Source organism: Streptomyces sp. MS19, assembly GCF_047200595.1.
Classification (GTDB): domain Bacteria; phylum Actinomycetota; class Actinomycetes; order Streptomycetales; family Streptomycetaceae; genus Streptomyces.
Genome location: NZ_JBJZOH010000009.1, coordinates 174,928 through 193,567, shown reverse-complemented (window position 1 = coordinate 193,567; position 18,640 = coordinate 174,928). Strand labels below are relative to the sequence as shown.

Sequence of the window (18,640 nt, the reverse complement as noted above, 5' to 3'; positions counted from 1 at the left end):
GAAACACGGTTCGGACACGCGGGCCTTTCTCCGCAGCTTTTCCACGGGCCGGGGCGCCTTTCGGCGGTCCTGACGCTTTCCGCACGGGAGGGGGCGCGGATGTCGGCGTTTCCCATACGGCTGCCGCGGCGCGGTCCCCCGCGGGTTAGGGTTCGGCCGGTGAGCATCGAGATAAGTGAATACGATCCGCGCTGGCCCGCACGGGCCGCGCTGGCGGTGGAGGAACTGCGGGCGGTGGTACCCGGGCTGTTCGCGGAGATCGAGCACGTGGGCAGCACGTCGGTACCGGGGCTCGTGGCCAAGCCGGTCATCGACCTGATGGCGTGCGTGAAGCGGCTGGACGACGTGACGCCGGAGCACGAGGCGGCGATCGAGTCCCTCGGGTACCGGCGGGAGGACGCGGGCATGCCGGACCGGATCTTCTTCCCGCGCGACGACGCGGCCGGGGTGCGTACCCATCACCTGCACGTCGTGCTGCTGGACGGCTGGCCGACGCGGAACCAGCGGCTGCTGCGCGACCATCTGCGGGCGCATCCGGAGGCGGCCGGGGAGTACGCGGCGCTCAAGCGCGCTCTGGCCGCCGGGGAGCCGGACGGGATGGCGTACACGCGGGGGAAGACGGCGCTGATCCAGCGCCTGGTGGACCGGGAGCGTGCGGCGCGGGGGCTGCCGCTCGTGTCGGTCTGGGAGGAGTGAGCGCCGGGCGCCGTCCCTCGCGGGGACGGCGCCCGGCGGGGGGGTCAGGCCGGACGCGGGGGTGCGCGGGCGCGCGCGCCGCGCCTTCCCGCTGAGGCGGGGGGCGGCCACCTCCCGCGCTCCCGCCCCCTGGCTCGCGGATACCGCCCGGCGCCGTAGGGGGACGCGGCATCGGGGCCGCCTGGCACCCGCCCACGGCCGGCGGGGCCGTGGGTGCGGGCGGGGCCCGGGGGGGGCCGTTTGGGGCCGGAGGCGCGAGGGCACCCGCCGGGGATGGTCACGCGTATGACGGAACCCGTACCGCCCAAGCCGACGCCTCCGCCGGGCCCCGATCCGGCGCCGCCGGAGCCCGTGCCGCCCACGCCGGGGCCGGACCACCCGCAGCCGCCGCCCGACCCCGGGCCCGAGCCGTCACCCGCGCCGCCCCCGCCGCCACTCCGTTGAGTAACCCCCCGCATACGCACGGGTCCGCCGGGTAGCCAGGCGTTGTCCGTCCGGCTATGCGACGGAAGAGAACAGCAATGCGCATGCGTCACACGCTCGGCACGGTGGCCGGTGCCCTCGTCCTCGGCACCCTGGAGTGATATCCGGGCGGAGGCAACACCGGTGTGGTCGACAATCCGGAGCCGCACCTGTGCTACGAGCTGTCGGACCCCGAAGAGCCCGCGATCGGCGGCTTCAACCAGACCGTCTTCCCCGCGACGCTCTACGTGGACGGCAACTGCCGGTACGGCGGTCGGACGGTCCGGCCCAACGAGGGCTTCACGGCGGACGCCGCCGTCAGCGTGCAGTTCTCGCCAGCGGGCGCCTGATCCCGGCGGCGGGCCTGGTGCCCGTCACGACCGTCGCGGCGGTCTCCTCCGCGTGGACCACACGCGGGGCGAGTCCGTCCGCGGCGAGGATCGCGGCGGCGCGGTCCGCCTGGTGCTCGCTCGTCTCGACCAGCAGCCGCCCGCCCGGGGCCAGCCAGCCGGGGGCCGCCGCGCTCACGCGGCGCAGGACGTCGAGGCCGTCCGTGCCCCCGTCGAGTGCGGCGGGCGGCTCGTGGTCCCGGGCCTCGGTGGGCAGCAGCGGGAGGGAACGGGTGGGCACGTAGGGGACATTGGCGGCGAGGACGTCGACCCGGCCGCGCAGTGCGGGGGGCAGGGCGGTGAAGAGGTCGCCCTCGTGGACGAGGCCGCCGAGGGGGGCGAGGTTGCGGCGGGCGCAGGCGACGGCGGCGGGGTCGATGTCGGCGGCGTGCAGTGCGGCCGGCCGGAGCGCGGTGGCGAGTGCGGCGGCGATGGCGCCGGAGCCGCAGCACAGGTCCACGACGACGGGCCGGGGCGGGGCGGCCCGTACCGCTTCGGCGACGAGCAGTTCGGTGCGGCGGCGCGGGACGAAGACGCCGGGCGCGACCGATATCCGCAGGCCGTGGAACTCGGCCCAGCCCACGACCTGTTCGAGGGGCAGTCCGGCGGCCCTGCGGGCGGCGAGGGCGGTCAGCTCGGCTGGGGTCGCGGCGGCCTCGGCGAGGAGCAGTGCCTCTTCCTCGGCGAAGACGCAGCCCGCCGCGCGGAGGGTGGCGACCACGGCCGGGTCGGGGACGCCCGGCCCGGAGGGGTCACGGGAGGGCGGGGGGAAAGCAGCGGAGGAAGCGGGGTCGTGCATGGGAAGGGGCCTTCCGGGGTGGCGTGGGGTGTGGTCCCCTGGTCGCCCGCGGCCCGGTCACACAGGTCGCGGTCGCCCACCGGAGGGAGACACCCGTACGGAACTGCTGGTCCTGCCGGAAACGGGTCTCACCTCCTCGGTCGCGCGGTGTGCGGAGTGGCGCTCACCTTATCCGACGCGCCCCCGGGCCGCGCTCCCCCACCACGCTCCTCACTCAGGCGGGGTCCTCACTCAGGCGGGGTCCGGGGCGGGGTCCGGGGCGGGCCAGGGGTAGGTGACGCCGGTGAGCCGTTCCGACATCCGCCACAGTTCCCCGGCGCGCGCCGGATCGGCGGCGGCCTTCGGGGGTTCGACCGGTCCAGGCGTCCCCCGGCACTCCAGGCGTCCGGTGGGTCCGTAGAAGCCGCCCGGTCTGATGCCGGGCAGGGTGGCCGCGTAGAGGGCGGGCAGTGCGGCGGCCGTGGTGGACTGGCCGATCACCCGTCCGAGACCCGCGCGGCCGACCGCCTGCGCCAGGCGTGAACTGTGCCGCTGGAGCCCCGTCAGGCTGGCGCCCGGGTGGACGGCGATGCTGAGCAGCCGTGCGCCCGCCGCGTCGGCGCGGCGCTGGAGCTCCTGGGCGAAGAGCACGTTGGCGAGTTTGGAGGTGATGTAGGCGGTCATGCCACGGTAGTGGTGCTCGCTGAGCGGGTCGTCGAGGTTCGCCAGCCTGCTGCGGGCGACGAGGGCGCTGACGGTGACGACCCGTGGCCCGCGGGCGGCGAGCAGCAGGGGCAGGAGCCGTCCGGTGAGGGCGAAGTGGCCGAGGTGGTTGGTGCCGAAGGTGACCTCGAAGCCGTCGCGGGTGGTGCGGCGTTCCGGGAGGTTCATGACGCCCGCGTTGTTGACGAGCAGGTCGAGGGCGCGGGCCTCGGCGGTGAGGTGCGCGGCGAACGCGGCCACCGACGCGAGGTCGGCGAGGTCGAGTTCGGCGGCGCGGACGCGGGCGCCCGGCACTTCGCGGCTGGCCTGTTCGGCGGCGGCGCGCGTGCGTTCGGCGTCCCGTCCGGCGAAGACGACCTCGGCGCCCGCGCCGACGAGCTGCCGCGCGGTGGCGAAGCCGATGCCGCCGCTCGCGCCGGTCACGACGGCGACGCGGCCGGAGAGGTCGGGCAGGCTGGACAGGGTGCGCGCGCTCCAGCCGGTCATGCGTCGAAGGCGATCGACACGCCGAGGTCGCGGTGGCGCGCGTCGCTGTCGGCGCGGGCGCGTTCGGCCTGTGCGGCGGCCGCGTAGGCGTCGGCGCCCAGCAGGAGGCGCAGCGGCGGGTCGTCCATCCGCGTCACCTCGCGGATGACGCGGGCGGCCTTCGCCGGGTCGCCCGGTTCGCGGCCGGTCCCGGTGCGCATGCGTGCGGCGACGGCGCCGACGGTGGGCCGGTAGAGCTCGGGGATGTCGGCGAGGGTCATGGAGGGGCCGCTCCCGTCGGTGCGCAGGCCGCCCGGTTCGATGACGGTGACCTTCACGCCGAACGGGGCGGTCTCCAGGGCGAGTACGCCGGAGAATCCCTCGACGGCCGATGTGGCGCTCTGGTAGGCGGCGAGGCCCGGTGTGGAGACGCGGCCGCCGACGGACGCGATCTGCACGATGTGTCCGCCGCGCCGTTCGCGCAGGAACGGCAGGGCGGCGCGGGTGACGTGGTGGACGCCGGAGAAGTCGGTCTCGATCTGTGCGCGGAAGCCGTCCTCGGCGGCGTGCTCGACGGGGGCGAGGTCGGCGTGTCCGGCGTTGTTGACGACGACGTCGAGGGTGCCGAAGGTATCAACGGTCTCCTGGACGGCGGCGCGGACGGCGTCCTGGTCGGTGACATCGAGGCCGATGGTCCTTACACGGTCGCCGTGCCGGGCCACCAGGTCGTCGAGGGCGTCGGGGGTGCGGGCGGTGGCGGCCAGCAGGTCCCCGCCGGCGAGCACCTCCTCGGCGAGCGCGCGGCCGAGGCCGCGTGAGCTGCCGGTGACGAACCAGACCTGGGGCATGGGGGCGCGCCTTTCGCGTCGGTCCACGGGGTGCGGGCCGGAGTCCCGTGGTCGGCCGGGGATCTGACGTAGTCTCCGGTGCAGACTTTCCCGCACAGACAGGGGTGATCCGGACTTTATCCCGAGGGGGTGGGCGGGCAACGGCGACAGGCCCGCCGCGCGCTCCGGGAGGGGCGGCGGCGGGCCCGGCGGGAGAGGGGTGTCAGAGGACGGCGGTCAGGGGCGGGTACCAGCGGTCGGCGATCTTGCGGATACCCGAGTCGTCGGGGTGGACGCCGTCGCCGGTGTCGGCCGAGGTGCTGAAGCCGGTCCACTGGTCGACGACCGTGACGGGCGACTGCGCGGTGCTGATGCCCGCCGCCCAGCCGGGTATCGCCGCGTTCAGGTCCACGACGCGCTGCGCGCAGGCGGCGCAGCCCGCCGGTGCCATGGGGATGATCTGCGCGACGAGCACGGTGACCCGCGGGTTGTCGGCCCGCATCTGGCCGACGAGGGTGGTGTAGGCGGCGAGGATGGCGGACGTGGACCGGTTGCTCCACACGTCGTTGGTGCCGAGGTGCATGAGGACGATGTCGGGGTGGGTGGCGGCGAGCCAGGCCGGGAGCTGGTTCTGGTCGGCCATGGCGGTGGCGAGGATGCCGCCGTGGCCCTCGTTCTCCCCGTCGTAGGGGAAGCCGCAGCCCTGGGCGCCGAGGGTGCCGACGAAGTCGATGCCGGTGTGTCCGGTGTTCTGGAGGTCCTGCCACAGCAGCGCGCGCCAGCAGCCGGGTGAGCCGGTGATGGAGTCGCCGAGCGGCATGATGCGGACGGGTTCGTCGGCGCGTGCGGGTGTCGTGGCGGTGAGGGTGGCGGCGAGGGCCAGGAGGAACGCGAGGGCGGCGCCGAGCAGTCGGCGCGGCGCGGCGGGGGCGTGTGTGCGGGCCATGGAGGTCTCCCGGGCAGGCGGAGGTCCACCGCCGGGTACACGGACCGTCCCGTGGTCCGCGTCCAGCCCCGAGGTCCGGCGGCATCTGGAGGACTGCCCGTGCGGAGCGCCCGTCAACCATCGCCCGGGGGTGTCAGGCGCGGGCGAGCCGGCCGCGTTCGAGAGCCCGGCGGGCCCGTGCGGCGTGCTCCATGGCGTAGAGGCGCAGGAGCCCTTCGACGCGGTAGCGCTCGGGGCCTGTCTCGACGATCAGGTGCTCGTCGGCGAGGGTCTCCAGGGTACGTCTGACCTGGGCGACGGGGCGGCGGCTGAGGAGTGCGGCGTCCATGACGGTGACTTCGGCGCGTGTCTCGCCGCCGAGCAGCCGGAAGAGGAGGGCGGCCTCGCCGGTCAGCCGGTGGTAGGAGGTGTCGAAGACCGAGCGGACGGCACACTCGCGGTCCTCGCCGTCGGCGAGTGCGTCGAGGCGGCCCATGGGGTCGGCCAGGTCGGCGGCGAGGGTGCGGAGCATGCGGTGGGGGCCGGCGGCGAGGCGTTCGGCGGTGATGCGCAGGGCGAGCGGGAGGTGTCCGCAGGCGTAGGCGAGGAAGCGTGCCGAGGCGGGTTCGGCCGCGACGCGGGGTGTGCCGACGACGGTCTGGAGGAGCGTGATGGAGTCCGCGGGGGTGAGGGGGCCGAGTGGCAGGCGGGCGATGCCGCCGAGGCCGGTGAGGCGGCGTCGGCTGGTGACGACGGCCGCGCTGCCGGGCGCGGTGGGCAGGAGGGCGCGGACCTGCCGGGTGTCGGCGGCGTCGTCGAGGACGACGAGGACGCGGCGTCCGGCGACGAGGCTGCGGAACACGGCGGCGAGCTGGGCCGGTTCGGCGGGGAGGCTGGCGGTGGGGACGCCGAAGGCGATGAGGAATCCGGCGAGTATCCGGGCGGGTTCCGCGGGGGCGGTGTCCGGTCCGTAGCCGAGGAGGTCGGCGTGGAGGACACCGTCGGGGAAGCGCTCCCTGACGCTGTGGGCCCAGTGCAGTGCGAGGGAGGTCTTGCCGGTGCCGGGGGCGCCGTCGACGACGACGGTGAAGGGGGCGTCGTTCTCCTCGGCCCGGTCCAGCATGCGGTCGAGGGCGCGCAGTTCGGCGGCCCGGCCGACGAAGGCCGCGCCGTCGCCCGGGGGGAGCTGGGCGGGTGGGAAGGACCAGGTGACCCCGGCGAGTGTGACGCGGGCGAGCGCGGTGAGTTCACCGTCGGCGGTGAGGACGCGGTCGCACGCCTCGGCGAGCTGGAGTGTGGGCCGGGCGAGGCCGTTCTCCACCTTGCTGAGCCAGCCGGGGCTGTACGCGGCGAGTGTGGCCAGCCGCCGCAGCGAGATGCCCTCCTGTTCCCGTCTGCGGCGCAGCGCGGCGCCGAATCTGTCCAGATGACCCTGCGAGATCCTGTCGGCACGCTGCATGGCGTAAGCCCCTACTCCCTCCGACGCCCCCGTTTTCCATACGGCATCGTACGGAACCTCCTGTCCGGCACGCCCCTCCCGTTTCCGGCTCTTGAGTGTGATCCACGTCTCTTCGCGGCACCCGATGTCACACCGCACCGCCGTCATCCCGTCGTGATCGGCAGCAACCGGGCCGAACCGCCGGATGCGCAGAAACGACCGGACACACCGGGCCGGAGCCCGGGGATCGGGGAGGCACCGCACCATGCCAGGCAATGTCACCGGAAGTCTGCTGCGGCACCGCCGCGCGGTCCTCGTCGTCGCGGTGCTGCTCGCACTGCTCGGCGGGGCCGCGGGCGCGACGGTCTTCGACCGGATGAAGGGGGGTGGCTTCGACGACCCGGGCGCGGAGTCGGGGCGGGCCGCCGCCGCGCTGGCCGGGGAGTTCGGGCAGGACGACATGAACCTCGTGCTGCTGGTCAGGGCGCCGGGCGGGGTGGACTCCCCCGCCGCCGTCCGCGCGGGCGCGGCGCTGAGCGAGCGGCTCGCCGGTGAGCCGGGCGTCAGCGCGACCGTGTCGTACTGGACGGCCGGGCAGCCGGACCAACTGCGGGGCGATGACGGGGACATGGCGCTCGTGCTGGCCGCGCTCAGCGGTGACGACACCGAGGCGGCCAAGACGCTGGACGCCCTGGAGCCGCGCTATGCCGGGGAACGGGACGGGCTGACCGTCACGTTCGGCGGTCCCGCGGTCGTCGGCAAGGAGCTGGGCGAGGCGAGCGAACGGGACGCGGTGCGCGGCGAGATGATCGCGTTCCCGCTGATGCTGGTGGTGCTCGTGCTGATCTTCGGCAGCCTCGTCGCCGCGGCGCTGCCGCTGATCACCGGGCTGATCACGATCCTGCTGTCGTTCGGCCTGCTGTGGGCGCTGGCCGGGGTGACGGACGTCAACGTGTTCGCGGTGAACGTGGTGACGCTCCTCGGCCTCGGACTGGCCGTGGACTACAGCCTGTTGATGGTGAGCCGGTACCGCGAGGAGGTCGCGGCGGGGCACGGCACGGAGGCGGCGATCCGCCGGACGATGCGCTCCGCCGGGCGCACGGTGGTGTTCTCGGCCGTCACCGTGGCCGTCACCCTGGCGGGACTGGCGTGGTTCCCGCTGCTGGCGCTGCGGTCGATGGCGTACGCGGGGATCGCCGTCGCGCTGCTGACGGCGCTGACGACGCTGGTGGTCCTCCCCGCGCTGCTGGCCGTGCTGGGGCCGCGCATCGAGAAGGGACGGCTGCGCCGCCGCGGCACGGCCAAGTCCGCACAGCCGCAGGGTTTCTGGCACCGCGTCGCCTCGTTCGTGATGCGCAGGCCCCTGCCCGTCGCGACGCTGGCGACCGCCCTCCTGCTGCTCCTCGGCGCCCCCTTCCTCGGCCTGACGATGGGCACGGCCGACGAGCGCACGCTCCCCGAGTCCTCCCCCGCGCGGCAGGTCGCCGAGGAGATGCGCGGCGGCTTCGCGTCCGGCGAGAGCCAGGCCCTCGCCGTCGTCCTGCCGGACCCGTCCGGCGGCCCGGCCGGCCTGGACACCTACGCGGCGGACCTGTCGGCGCTCGACGGCGTCGCCCGCGTGGACACGGCCGGCGGCTCGTACGCCGCCGGCGAACGGGTGGCCGAGCCCGGCCCGCAGCACGAGCAGTACGCCGCTCCCGGCGGCGACGCCGTGTGGCTGTCCGTCGTGCCGGGCCCGCTCTCCAATGACGAGGCGGAGGACCTGGTGCACGACGTACGCGCCCTCCCCGCGCCGGGCGAGGCCCTGGTGGGCGGGCAGACCGCCGTGAACATGGACGGCGTCGACGCCATCACCGGCCGGCTGCCGGTCGCGGGCCTGACCCTGGCCGTCGCGATGTACGTCCTGCTGTTCCTGCTCACGGGCAGCGTGCTGCTGCCGCTCCTGGCGATGCTGCTGAGCGCGCTCGGGCTCACCGCGACGTTCGGCGCGCTCGTCGCCGGCTTCCAGGACGGCCGGCTCGCCGGGCTGCTCGACTTCACCAGCACCGGCACGATCGTCGGGACCGTGCCCGTGCTGCTGTTCGCCATCGCGTTCGGACTCGGCATGGACTACCAGGTGTTCATGCTCTCCCGCATCCGGGAGGAGTACGAGGCGGGCGGCGACCCGGTGGCGGCCGTCGCCATGGGCCTGGAGCGCATCGGCCGCATCGTCACCGCGGCGGCGGCGACGCTGTCGATCGTCTTCCTGGCGTTCGTCGTCTCCGAGATCACGTTCCTGAAGGCGCTCGGGGTGTGCCTGCCGCTGGCCGTGCTGATGGACGCGACGCTCGTGCGCGGCGCGCTGCTGCCCGCCGCGATGCGGCTGGCGGGGCGTGCCACGTGGTGGCTGCCGCGGTGGCTGCGGCCGGTGCACGACCGCATCGGGCTGCGCGAGTCGGCCGCCCCGGAGCGGGACGACTCCCCCGCGCCGGAACCGGCGGCGGCGGGCCGCGGCTGACCGCCCGTCAGCCCCGTACGGCGGCGGGCCGGAGCGCCGCCGCCGTACGGGCCGGGTGAGCGGTCAGCGCCAGACGGGCAGCGTGGAGAAGCCGTTCGACACGAGCGACTCGACCTGCGTCAGGTCCGTCTCCGCGAGCCGCAGGCCGGGGAAGCGCTCGAACAGCGCCGGGAGCGCCACCCGCGCCTCCATCCGCGCCAGCGGCGCGCCGAGGCAGTAGTGCGTGCCGTGCCCGAACGCGAGGTGCTCCCCGGGGGGCCGCGTGATGTCGAACGCGTCCGCGTCGGGGCCGTGCCGCGCCGGGTCGGTCCCGGCGGCGGAGAACGACAGGATGATCGGGTCCCCCTGGGCGATCGTCACCCCGCCGTCGAGGGCGATGTCCTCGGTGGCGTACCGCAGCGGCAGGTTGGCCACCGGCGTGGCCCAGCGCAGCGTCTCCTCGATCACCGCGTCCCAGGAGACCTCGCCCTTCCTGACCAGTTCGAGCTGGTCGGGGTGGGTGAGGAGGGCGTGGATGGCGTTGCCCAGCAGGTGGACGGTCGTCTCGTGCCCGGCGGACAGGACGAGCAGGAGCGTGTCCAGCAGCTCCTGCTCGGTCAGCTTGTCGCCGCCGTCGCGGGACTCTATGAGCCGCGTCGTCAGGTCGTCGGCGGGCTCCGCGCGCTTGGCCGCGACCAGACCGGTCAGTATGGCGTAGACCTGCTGGAACGTGGCGGTGACCTCCTCCGGGTCGGCCGACGTGTGGAAGATGCTGTCCACCGCCGCCTCAAGTCCCGCCTTGGAGCTTTCCGGTATGCCGTACAGCTCGCAGATGACCCTTATCGGCAGCGGGTTGGTGTACATCTCCCGCAGATCGACCGGCTGCCCCTCGGGCACGGCGGCGATGGCCTCGATCAGTTCGGCCGTGAACGACTCGATCCGGCCGTGCAGCGCGTTCGTGCGCCGCGCGGTGAACGCCGGGGCGACCAGCTTGCGCAGCCGCGAGTGTTCGAGACCGTACGCCGTGAACATGTTGCGGACCACGACCCAGCTGTACAGCGACCAGGTCTCGGGTATGCGCCCGGATATGAAGTCGGGCCAGTGCTGCCGCGGGTCCTTGGAGACACGGGGGTCGGTGGTGAACTTCTTGATCAGGTCGTGCCGGGTGACGGCCCATGCCCCGATGTCTCCGGGGAGGACGACCCTGACGGCCGGGCCGGCCTCCCTGAGGCGGGCTGCCTCGCCGGCGATGTCCAGGCCGCTGGGGTCGAGGACGAGGGGCTCGCGTTCCATGGCGTGCTTCCCTTCTGATCGGGTGAGATCGGTGTGAAGGAGGCGGGCAGGGCGGCCAGCGCGCGGTGGAACGGGCCGGGCCGCCAGATGAGTTGCTCGTAGGGAACGGACAGGCGGATGTCGCACAGCCAGTTCGTGAGCCGGTCGATCGCGGTGACGGCGATCAGCAGCCCCGGCTGCTGCATCGGGCACGCGTGCGGCCCGGCGCCGAACGAGAGGTGGGCGCCCGCGTCGGAGCGCGGGCCGTCACGGCGGCCGGTGGGGTCGGTGTTGGCCGCCGCGTAGGAGATCAGCACGGGCGTGCCCGCGCGGACCCAGGTGCCTTCGAGGTCCACGTCGCGCCGGGGGTAGTGCGCGGAGTAGTTCGCCATGGGCGGGTCCTCCCACAGCACTTCGGTGATGGCGTGGTGGGACGTCAGCGCGCCGGACGAGATGGTGCGGTAGTAGCGCGAGTCGGACAGCATGCGGGCGAGGGCGTTGCCGATCAGGTTGGTGACCGGCTCGTGGCCCGCGCTCAGGGACAGCAGCAGCTGCCAGACGACCTCCTCGGCCGTGAGGCCCTCGGGGTGGTCGAGCAGCCAGGTCGTGAAGTCGTTGCCCGGCCGGTCCTGCTTGGTGGTGACGGCTTCGAGTATGTAGTCCTGGAGTTCCTGGATGCCCTTGGCGGCCTCGTCGGACTCCGACTCGAACATGCGGGCCATCGCGGTCACCAGGCGCGTGCTGTGCGACGGCGGCAGGCCGAACAGGCCGTTGAAGATGAGCAGCGGCAGCACGCGGGCGTACTCGCTGATCAGGTCGGCCTGGCCGCGTTCGCCGAAGTTCTGGATCAGCTCGTCCGCCGCCTGGTGGACGAGCTGCCGCAGGTCGTACGGCTCGATCAGCGCGACGCAGTCGGTGAGCGCGTGGCGCAGCCTGGCGTGGACCTCGCCGTCGTTGAACAGGGCGTTGGGCCGCCACGACAGCATGGGCAGGATCTCGCTGTCCTGCGGGACGGTGTGCTGCCACACGCGCGGGTCCTTGGAGAACGTCTCCGTGTCGTGCAGGACGCGCAGGGCGACGCGGTAGCTGGTGACGAGCGTCGCGCCGACGCCGGGGGCCAGTTCGACGGGGGCGCACACGCCGTACGTCCGCAGCCGGTCGTAGACGGCGTGGGGGTCGGCGGCGAAGTCCTCCCCGTACAGCGGGACCCGCTCCAGCGGCGCGGCGCCGCCAGGCGTGGGGTGGTTCACGGTTCAGTCAGTCCTTTCGCGTGCCCTGCCGGGCTCGTGCCGCGGCGGGTCACGGCTGCTGTTCGAGCGCCGGGACGGCCAGGAGGTGTTCGGCGAGGGCGAGCAGGGCGTCGAGCGAGGTGCGGCGGTCGCGGGCGTCGCAGGTGATCATGGGGGTCTCCGGCGCGAGGTCGAGGGCCGCGCGCAGCTCCTCCTCGGGGTACCGGGGCGAATCGGGGAAGAGGTTGAGCGCCACGGCGTACCGGAGGTCCTGGCGTTCGATCAGGCCCATGACCTCGTACGAGTCCGCTATCCGCCGCGTGTCGGCGAGGATGAGGGCGCCGAGCGCGCCGTGGGTCAGGTCGTCCCAGAGCGCCTGGAAACGTTTCTGTCCCGGCGTGCCGAAGAGGCACAGCGCCAGGTCGTCGCCGAGGGACATGCGGCCGTAGTCGAGCCCGACGGTGGTGGTCGTCTTGTCCTTGAGCCCGTCGAGGTGGTCCACGACCGCGCCGGTCTCGGTCATGACCTCCTCCGTGCGCAGCGGCGGGATGTCGGAGAGCGTGCGGATGATCGTCGTCTTGCCGACGCCGAACGGGCCGCTGACGATCACCTTGACCAGCCGCTGGTCGGGGTTGCGCAGGTAGATGTCCCTATTGGAGTGCGCGGAGTCCACGGATCACCCTTTCGAGAAGCTGCTGATCTGGTTTCGCGTCGGACTCGACGGGCGCGGGGGCTCGCACGATCAGGAGTCCCTGGTCGAACAGGTCGCTGACCAGGACCTTGAGGAAGATGACCGGCATTTCGAGGTGCGCGGCGACCTCGGCGAGGGGCAGCGAGCCGTGCCGCAGTATCTCCAGCACGCTGCGGCCGGAGCCGGTCAGGTCGGAGGGGATGTGGTCGGTGGCCGCCCGCAGCACGGTGAGCCGGTCCAGGACGTTGCGGCTGGGATGGGTACGGCCGCCCGTCCACAGGTACGCCGGGATCAGCCGCCGGCTCATGTGTACGGGCCGTCCGTCCCCGGCGGGACGCCCTGTGCCGCGATGTCGCGTCTCGGCGGGCTGACCATGGCCTTGCCGAGCGTCTGGACCTGCTTCTGCATCTCGTAGGTCACGTTGTCCATCGCGACGTTGGGGCCGGTGAAGACGGCGAGGTAGGCGCCCTCGGCGGCCGGGATCACGAAGACGTAGCCGTGCTGCGTCTCGACCATGACGGTGCGCAGCAGGCCGCGGCTGCCGAAGTACGTCTCGCTGGTGCCGCGTCCGGCGGCGAGGAAGGAGGCGAGGACGGCGGACAGCTTCTCGGCGGCCTCGGGCTCGATGCCGGAGTGCGCCTCGAAGAAGCCGTCGGCGGTGAGGATCATGGCGTGCTGGACGTCCGGGACCTTGAGGATCGGCGTCAGCACGAAGGACAGGTCCGCCTTGACCCGCGGCGCGGGGACAGGGGTGTTCATCAGCTCTCGCTTTCTGGCTCGTCCGCGGCGGCGCGCCCGCGCGCGGTGCCGCGCTGGAAGGCGCCCATGCGCGAGGCGGCGTCCTCGGGGTCGCGGAGGTACGCGGTCGGGTCCGCGTGGTCCGGCGGTCCGGGGACTCCGGGGGCGGCGCCCGCGTCACTGATCGGCTTGCGGTAGTTCCAGGCGTCGCTGCGCTCGTTGCGCCGCTGCGGCAGGGGCGGGAGGGGCGGGAGGGAGCCGTCCGTGGGGGCGGGGGGCGCGGGGACCGGTGGCGCGGGGGCCTGGGACACGGCCGGTTCCGCCGCGGGTGCGGGGGACGCGGGGGACGCGCCGGGTGCGGGGGATGCGGGGGACACGCCGGTGTCTTCCCTGGAGTAGGGGGACGCGCCGCCGGTGCGGGCGGTGCCGGTCCCGGTGAGGTCGGCGGGGTCGAAGGGCGCGGCGGGTGCCGGACGGTCCAGCGCGGGACTGAGCGGGGGCTCCGGGCTCCACAGCGGCGCGACCGAACCCGTGGTCGGCTTGGCGTAGTGGATGGGCAGGGGGATGGATTCTTCCGTGGGGGCGGTGAGCAGGTGTTCCGGGACGAAGAGGACGGCCTTGACGCCGGCGTAGTGCGAGGGCTCGACCGACACGGACAGGCCGTACGCGGCGCACAGCTGGCCCATGGCGGCGAAGCCGCAGCGGGGCGGGTCGCCCAGTTCGGCCAGTTCGATGGGGTCCTCTGCGCTGATCAGGCGGCGGGCGCGGCGGTATTCGTCCGCGTTCATGCCGATGCCCGCGTCCGAGACGACGACGACGGCGCCGTTGTGCGCGCGGTGCAGGGACACCTCGACGGCCAGCGAACCGTGCGAGTGGTGCACCGCGTTGGCCATCAGCTCGGCCAGGATGACGGCGACCGGCTCGGCGGCGCGGTCCACGACGGCCACCGGCTTCTGGAGGTGGCTGACGATCCTGACGCGCTCGTAGTCGGGGATGCGGGAGCTGGCACCGACGGCGAGTGCCTGGAGTTCGGACTTGCTGCGGATCAGGCCCGCGCCCGCGCCGCAGACGACGCGGGTGACCTGGATGCGGCGCAGGATCTGCTCGTTGAGGTAGTCGAGCGCGGCGAGGGCACCCGCGAGGTCGGGGTCGTCGTACTTGTGCAGCAGCGCGTCCACGGAGGTCTGCATCTGGTAGCACATGGTCTGGAGCGTGATCGTCGCGCCGCGGACGGCCGACTGGGCGGCGCCGTCGGTGCGCAGGCGTTCGGCGACCAGGGCGTCCGTCATGCCGGACAGGACGGCGTCGAGTGCCTTGGCCGCCTCGCCGCCCGCGAGTTCGGTGTGGAGCGGTCCCGGGATGCGTACGTGGGGGTGGCGTGCGGCCTGCGCGAGGCGCGGCAGCCGGGTGGGGAGGTGGCCCAGTTCCTCGACCAGCATGCGTTCGCGCCGCTGGACGTCCGCGAGTCTGCTCTGGAGGGCGGCGAGCTGGGCGTCGGAGGCGTCGGCTCTGGTGGTCACCGTCTCGGCGCGGTGCCGGGCGGCGGCCGCACGGCGGCGTTCGCGGACCAGGAGGGGGAGGAGCAGGACAGCGGTCACGCTGCCGAGCGCCAGACACGCGACCAGCACTGCCGGTATCTGCATCGTGTGAGACTCCGTACGGTTGCGCAAGTCCCGGCCAGTGGCCGAGTGGTGGCGCAGAGTCAAACAGGCATCGCCGTCAAGATGCAAGGCGGAACGCGCCCTGTCCCCCGCACGTGAGCAACCGCACGGCCCGGGAGCGCGTCCTCCTCCGACGACCCGCAGGGGCTTACCGGAAAGGTGTTCGCGGTGACGACGCACGAGGTGACCATGGAGGACGGCACCCGCGAGGACGACCCAGGCGGCGGCCCGGCGGGTGACGCGCCCGCGCGCGAGCCGGGGCCGCGCGCCGGGGACCCGCCCGCGTGGCGCGTGCTGGCGGGGTATGTCAGGCCGCACCGGCCCGCGCTGCTCGGCGGCACGTTCCTCTCGCTGCTGACCAGCGCGAGCGGGCTGGCGCTGCCCCTGGTCGCGCAGCGGCTGATCGGCGACCTCGGCGAGGACCGCTCCATCGCGGGCACGCTGGCGCTGATGAGCCTGCTGGTGGTGGCGAACGCGGGCCTCGGCGGCTTCGGCCACTACCTCCTCCAGCGCGCGGCGGAGTCCGTCGTGCTGACGGCGCGCCGCTCGCTGACGGCCCATCTGCTGCGGCTGCGCGTCCCGGCGGTGGACACGACGGAGCCGGGCGATCTGCTGGCGCGCGCCACGTCGGACACCACCCTGCTGCGCGCCATGACGACCGATTCCCTCATCGGCCTGGCGACGGGCGGGCTGACGCTGGTCGCGACGCTGGTGATGATGGGCTTCGTCGATCCGGTGCTGCTCGCCGTCACGGCGGGGGTGATGGCGGTGACGGCCGTGGTGATCGGCGTGATCGTGCCGCGTATCCATCGCGCCAGCAAACGGGCGCAGCAGTCCGTGGGGCGTATGGGGGCGGCACTGGAACGGGTGCTGGGCGCGCTGCGCACCGTGAAGGCCTCTGGTGCGGAGGAGCGGGAGACGGCGGCCGTGCACGCGGCGGCGCAGGAGTCGTGGCGGGAGAGCGTGCGGGCGGCCAAGTGGTCGGCGCTGGCGGGGAACCTGGCGGGGCTGTCGATGCAGGTCGCGTTCATCACGGTGCTCGGCGTGGGGGGCGCGCGGGTGGCGACGGACGCGATCGATGTGGGGACGCTCGTGGCGTTCCTGCTGTACGTGATGTACCTGATGGCGCCGATCGGCCAGGTGGTGCGCGCGGTGACGCAGTACCAGGTGGGGGCGGCGGCGATCAGCCGGATGGAGGAGGTGCGGCGCCTGCCGGTGGAGCGGGTGGGCGAGGGCGCGCCTGACGGGGGCGCGGGGCCCGCGACGGTGCGCTTCGAGGACGTGCGGTTCAGGTACGGCCAGGAGCAGCCGTACGTGCACCACGGCGTGACGTTCGACGTGCCGCCGCGCGGGATGACCGCGTTCGTCGGGCCTTCGGGGGCGGGGAAGACGACGGTCTTCTCGCTGGTGGAGCGGTTCTACGACGCGACGTCGGGCCGGGTGCTGGTGGACGGGCGGGACGTGACCGCGTGGGACACGGGTGCGCTGCGCGGTGCGATCGGCTATGTCGAGCAGGACGCGCCGGTGCTGTCCGGGACGCTGCGCGAGAACCTGTTGTTCGCCGCGCCGGACGCGGGCGAGGACGCGCTGCGCGAGGCGGTGCGCGTCAGCCGGCTCGACGGGCTGGTGGCGCGGTTGCCGGACGGTCTGGAGACGGTCGTGGGCCACCGGGGCACGAAGCTGTCGGGCGGTGAGCGGCAGCGCGTGGCGATCGCGCGCGCCCTGCTGCGGCGCCCCCGGCTGCTGCTGCTGGACGAGGCGACGTCGCAGCTCGACGCGGTGAACGAGGCGGCGCTGCGCGACACGGTGGCGGACGTGGCGCGGACGACGACGGTCCTGGTGGTCGCGCACCGGCTGTCCACGGTCGCGGCGGCCGACCGCATCGTGGTGATGGAGGCGGGCCGGGTGCGCGCGGTGGGCACGCACCGCGAACTCGTGGCTGCGAACCCGCTGTACGCGGAGCTGGCCGCGACGCAGTTCCTGGCGTCGGCCGAGCTTGGCTGATTTCCGGCCTTGTCACCTCCATATGCTGAAACCATGCGTATCGGGACGTTGGCACACACGGCGGGGGTGACCGCCAAGACCGTCCGCTTCTACGAACGCGCGGGGCTGCTGCCCGAGCCGCCGCGCACGCCGTCCGGCTACCGGGACTACCCGCCGGAGAGCGCGGACCGGCTGGCGTTCATCCGGGGCGCGCAGGTCGCGGGGCTGAGCCTGTCGGAGATCCGGGACGTGCTGAGCGTCCGGGACAGCGGGCAGGCGCCGAGCGGCCGGACGGCGGCGCTGATCGCGGGGCATCTGCGGCAGATCGAGGCGCGTCTGGACGACCTGACGCGGACGCGCAACGCGCTGCGTGACCTGGCGTCCTGACGGACCGCGAGGCGGTGCGCCGGAGGGCGGACGCGCGTTCGCATAACGGATTCGTAATTGTTCGCGAGCAAAATCGGGCGAAGCGGGACGGTCCGCCGCAGAGTCGATTACCCGATTGCCGTACGAGGTGATGAAATCGCGGGGTATCCGGCCGTCCAGCCAGCAGGCTGCGGCCCTCTCGCTTCGGCGGCAAGAATTCCCGCAGGTCCCCGGGCCGGCCCTCGCGAAGCGTGACGCATCCGCTCGTGCCACCCCGACCACGGTTCTCCGCCCCGCATGCAGGGAGCACTCAGGTGCAGCGTTCAACCATCAAGCGTTCCGTCCTCAGATCCGCCGTCAGCGTGGTCAGCGTCAGCGGGCTCGCGGGACTGTCCATCGTCGGCCTCGGCGCCGGCCAGGCCATGGCCGAATCCTGCGGCCAGGTCCGCATCGAGCACTCGACCGACGGCGGCGCCAACTGGACCACCCACGGCCGTTACACGGGCGGCGCCCCGACCACCATCTCCGTCCGCCTGTCGGGCAACATCACCGAGGGCTGCGAGTACCCCGTCTCCCTCGCGTCCTACAGCGCCGAGGGCCCCTCCTGGGAGACCTCGGGCCTCCAGGGCTTCCTCGGCTGGGACACCACCGTCCTCACCAGCGAGACCCCCGAGGACACCCTCGACGTCAGCGCGTACGCGCCGAGCTGCTTCGGGCAGATAGACCTGTACGGCAACGGCACCAGGTACGACGGCACGGACGGGAACGGCGCCCTGCCGCACTTCCCGGACTCCCCCACGCCGACGAACCTGATCGCCGCCTGGAACGGCGAGGCGCCGTGCGAGCCGGAGACGCCGGAGGAGCCCACCGAGCCGCCGACCGACGAGCCGACCGACGAGCCCACCGAGGAGCCGTCGGAGCCGCCGACCGAGGAGCCGTCGGAGCCGCCGACCGACGAGCCCACCGAGGAGCCCACCGAGCCCGCCGAGGAGGAGCCCGAGGTGCCGGCCACGCCGGTGCCGGTCCCCGACACCGAGCTGGAGGGTGAGGTCCCGGTGGGCGAGCCCATCGCCCTCCCGGCCTCCGAGACCCCCGACCTGGCCGAGACCGGCGGCAACGGCTCGCAGCTGACGCTGTTCGCCTCCGTCGGCGCCGGTCTGCTGGTCCTGGGCGGCGGCGCCGCGTTCTTCGCGAAGCGCCGCGGCGGCGGCAACACCCCCGCCGCCTGACCCGCGCGCCGGCACGGGCTGACACGCGGACTTCCGCACCGAGGCGGCCGGGCTCCCCTGCGGGGGCCCGGCCGCTCCGGCATGTCGGGGGGTGCCCCCGGGTGCGTGCGATCGCAAAGCGCCGGATCGTCCCTCTACCGGACGTACCGGGCTGTGCGGACACGCGGGCGAGCGTGCGCGCGTCCCCGAGGGGCACCGCCCGGCCACCGGGCCGGGAGAGCGCCGCGCGCCGCCCCCGGGTCCTCCGGTGGACGGCGCGCGGCTGGGCCCGTACGCGGGCGTGCGCCCCGGC

The 18,640-nt window shown here is 73.9% G+C and carries 17 protein-coding genes; 6 read left to right on the top strand and 11 right to left on the bottom strand.

Annotated features, from left to right (window positions below; translation table 11 throughout):
• Nucleotides 1–159: 159 nt before the first annotated feature.
• Together ACL02R_RS12680 and ACL02R_RS12675 are read left to right on the top strand one after the other, a co-directional pair.
• Complete coding sequence (locus ACL02R_RS12680) at nucleotides 160–696, top strand: GrpB family protein (protein ID WP_412796957.1); 537 nt, start codon at nucleotides 160–162, stop codon at nucleotides 694–696.
• Between the two features lie 608 nt (nucleotides 697–1,304).
• Nucleotides 1,305–1,508: a hypothetical protein gene (locus ACL02R_RS12675; RefSeq protein WP_412796956.1), complete on the top strand. Its 204-nt coding sequence runs from the start codon at nucleotides 1,305–1,307 to the stop codon at nucleotides 1,506–1,508.
• Here the strand turns inward: ACL02R_RS12675 and ACL02R_RS12670 are convergent.
• The 5 genes from ACL02R_RS12670 to ACL02R_RS12650 all read right to left on the bottom strand — a co-directional run bounded on the left by ACL02R_RS12670 (nucleotide 1,477) and on the right by ACL02R_RS12650 (nucleotide 6,724).
• A complete protein-coding gene (locus ACL02R_RS12670; RefSeq protein ID WP_412796955.1) occupies nucleotides 1,477–2,346 on the bottom strand; it encodes a putative protein N(5)-glutamine methyltransferase in 870 nt (289 codons plus the stop codon). The two genes, ACL02R_RS12675 and ACL02R_RS12670, sit on opposite strands and share 32 nt — an antisense overlap.
• A gap of 231 nt (nucleotides 2,347–2,577) precedes the next feature.
• The gene (locus tag ACL02R_RS12665) at nucleotides 2,578–3,534 is read right to left on the bottom strand and encodes an oxidoreductase (RefSeq protein ID WP_412796954.1); all 957 of its coding nucleotides are present in this window, start codon (nucleotides 3,532–3,534) and stop codon (nucleotides 2,578–2,580) included.
• Nucleotides 3,531–4,361, bottom strand: coding sequence for an SDR family NAD(P)-dependent oxidoreductase (locus tag ACL02R_RS12660; protein ID WP_412796953.1), 831 nt, complete (start codon nucleotides 4,359–4,361; stop codon nucleotides 3,531–3,533). The genes ACL02R_RS12665 and ACL02R_RS12660 overlap by 4 nt, the downstream gene beginning before the upstream one ends.
• 202 nt (nucleotides 4,362–4,563) lie before the next feature.
• Nucleotides 4,564–5,286, bottom strand: a complete 723-nt coding sequence (locus ACL02R_RS12655) for an SGNH/GDSL hydrolase family protein (protein ID WP_412796952.1) — start codon at nucleotides 5,284–5,286, stop codon at nucleotides 4,564–4,566.
• A 133-nt stretch (nucleotides 5,287–5,419) separates the two neighbouring features.
• A complete protein-coding gene (locus ACL02R_RS12650) occupies nucleotides 5,420–6,724 on the bottom strand; it encodes a helix-turn-helix domain-containing protein (RefSeq protein ID WP_412796951.1) in 1,305 nt (434 codons plus the stop codon).
• Between the two features lie 244 nt (nucleotides 6,725–6,968).
• Here ACL02R_RS12650 and ACL02R_RS12645 point away from each other — a divergent pair, with 244 nt between their 5' ends.
• On the top strand, nucleotides 6,969–9,200 hold the full coding sequence (locus tag ACL02R_RS12645) for an MMPL family transporter (RefSeq protein ID WP_412796950.1): 2,232 nt from the start codon (nucleotides 6,969–6,971) through the stop codon (nucleotides 9,198–9,200).
• A gap of 63 nt (nucleotides 9,201–9,263) precedes the next feature.
• On the opposite strand, the gene ACL02R_RS12640 is transcribed toward ACL02R_RS12645, so the two are convergent.
• The 6 genes from ACL02R_RS12640 to ACL02R_RS12615 are packed head-to-tail and all read right to left on the bottom strand — an operon-like array spanning nucleotide 9,264 to nucleotide 14,752.
• Nucleotides 9,264–10,430 (bottom strand): cytochrome P450 family protein, encoded by a 1,167-nt coding sequence (locus ACL02R_RS12640; protein WP_412796997.1) that lies wholly within the window; start codon nucleotides 10,428–10,430, stop codon nucleotides 9,264–9,266.
• On the bottom strand, nucleotides 10,331–11,701 hold the full coding sequence (locus ACL02R_RS12635; RefSeq protein ID WP_412796949.1) for a cytochrome P450: 1,371 nt from the start codon (nucleotides 11,699–11,701) through the stop codon (nucleotides 10,331–10,333). The genes ACL02R_RS12640 and ACL02R_RS12635 overlap by 100 nt, the downstream gene beginning before the upstream one ends.
• Before the next feature lie 49 nt (nucleotides 11,702–11,750).
• Nucleotides 11,751–12,353 carry a GTP-binding protein gene (locus ACL02R_RS12630; RefSeq protein ID WP_362964648.1) on the bottom strand — a complete coding sequence of 201 codons (603 nt, stop codon included), beginning with the start codon at nucleotides 12,351–12,353 and terminating at the stop codon, nucleotides 11,751–11,753.
• Nucleotides 12,331–12,678: a DUF742 domain-containing protein gene (locus ACL02R_RS12625; protein WP_412796948.1), complete on the bottom strand. Its 348-nt coding sequence runs from the start codon at nucleotides 12,676–12,678 to the stop codon at nucleotides 12,331–12,333. Before ACL02R_RS12625 ends, ACL02R_RS12630 begins: the two co-directional genes overlap by 23 nt.
• Nucleotides 12,675–13,130: a roadblock/LC7 domain-containing protein gene (locus ACL02R_RS12620; protein WP_362964652.1), complete on the bottom strand. Its 456-nt coding sequence runs from the start codon at nucleotides 13,128–13,130 to the stop codon at nucleotides 12,675–12,677. Before ACL02R_RS12620 ends, ACL02R_RS12625 begins: the two co-directional genes overlap by 4 nt.
• Nucleotides 13,130–14,752 (bottom strand): sensor histidine kinase, encoded by a 1,623-nt coding sequence (locus ACL02R_RS12615; RefSeq protein ID WP_412796947.1) that lies wholly within the window; start codon nucleotides 14,750–14,752, stop codon nucleotides 13,130–13,132. Before ACL02R_RS12615 ends, ACL02R_RS12620 begins: the two co-directional genes overlap by 1 nt.
• A gap of 207 nt (nucleotides 14,753–14,959) precedes the next feature.
• On the opposite strand from ACL02R_RS12615, the gene ACL02R_RS12610 reads away from it, so the two are divergent.
• The 3 genes from ACL02R_RS12610 to ACL02R_RS12600 all read left to right on the top strand — a co-directional run bounded on the left by ACL02R_RS12610 (nucleotide 14,960) and on the right by ACL02R_RS12600 (nucleotide 18,348).
• The gene (locus ACL02R_RS12610) at nucleotides 14,960–16,774 is read left to right on the top strand and encodes an ABC transporter ATP-binding protein (protein WP_412796996.1); all 1,815 of its coding nucleotides are present in this window, start codon (nucleotides 14,960–14,962) and stop codon (nucleotides 16,772–16,774) included.
• A 33-nt stretch (nucleotides 16,775–16,807) separates the two neighbouring features.
• A complete protein-coding gene (locus ACL02R_RS12605; RefSeq protein WP_412796946.1) occupies nucleotides 16,808–17,140 on the top strand; it encodes a heavy metal-responsive transcriptional regulator in 333 nt (110 codons plus the stop codon).
• Nucleotides 17,141–17,433: 293 nt separating this feature from the next.
• Nucleotides 17,434–18,348 carry a hypothetical protein gene (locus ACL02R_RS12600; protein ID WP_412796945.1) on the top strand — a complete coding sequence of 305 codons (915 nt, stop codon included), beginning with the start codon at nucleotides 17,434–17,436 and terminating at the stop codon, nucleotides 18,346–18,348.
• Nucleotides 18,349–18,640 lie beyond the last annotated feature (292 nt).

Coding starts and splice junctions, on each gene's coding strand:
- ACL02R_RS12670 (WP_412796955.1), bottom strand. CDS start 2,346: ATGCACGACCCCGCTTCCTCCGCTGCTTTCCCCCCGCCCTCCCGTGAC.
- ACL02R_RS12665 (WP_412796954.1), bottom strand. CDS start 3,534: ATGACCGGCTGGAGCGCGCGCACCCTGTCCAGCCTGCCCGACCTCTCC.
- ACL02R_RS12660 (WP_412796953.1), bottom strand. CDS start 4,361: ATGCCCCAGGTCTGGTTCGTCACCGGCAGCTCACGCGGCCTCGGCCGC.
- ACL02R_RS12655 (WP_412796952.1), bottom strand. CDS start 5,286: ATGGCCCGCACACACGCCCCCGCCGCGCCGCGCCGACTGCTCGGCGCC.
- ACL02R_RS12650 (WP_412796951.1), bottom strand. CDS start 6,724: ATGCAGCGTGCCGACAGGATCTCGCAGGGTCATCTGGACAGATTCGGC.
- ACL02R_RS12645 (WP_412796950.1), top strand. CDS start 6,969: ATGCCAGGCAATGTCACCGGAAGTCTGCTGCGGCACCGCCGCGCGGTC.
- ACL02R_RS12625 (WP_412796948.1), bottom strand. CDS start 12,678: ATGAGCCGGCGGCTGATCCCGGCGTACCTGTGGACGGGCGGCCGTACC.
- ACL02R_RS12620 (WP_362964652.1), bottom strand. CDS start 13,130: ATGAACACCCCTGTCCCCGCGCCGCGGGTCAAGGCGGACCTGTCCTTC.
- ACL02R_RS12615 (WP_412796947.1), bottom strand. CDS start 14,752: ATGCAGATACCGGCAGTGCTGGTCGCGTGTCTGGCGCTCGGCAGCGTG.
- ACL02R_RS12610 (WP_412796996.1), top strand. CDS start 14,960: ATGGAGGACGGCACCCGCGAGGACGACCCAGGCGGCGGCCCGGCGGGT.
- ACL02R_RS12605 (WP_412796946.1), top strand. CDS start 16,808: ATGCGTATCGGGACGTTGGCACACACGGCGGGGGTGACCGCCAAGACC.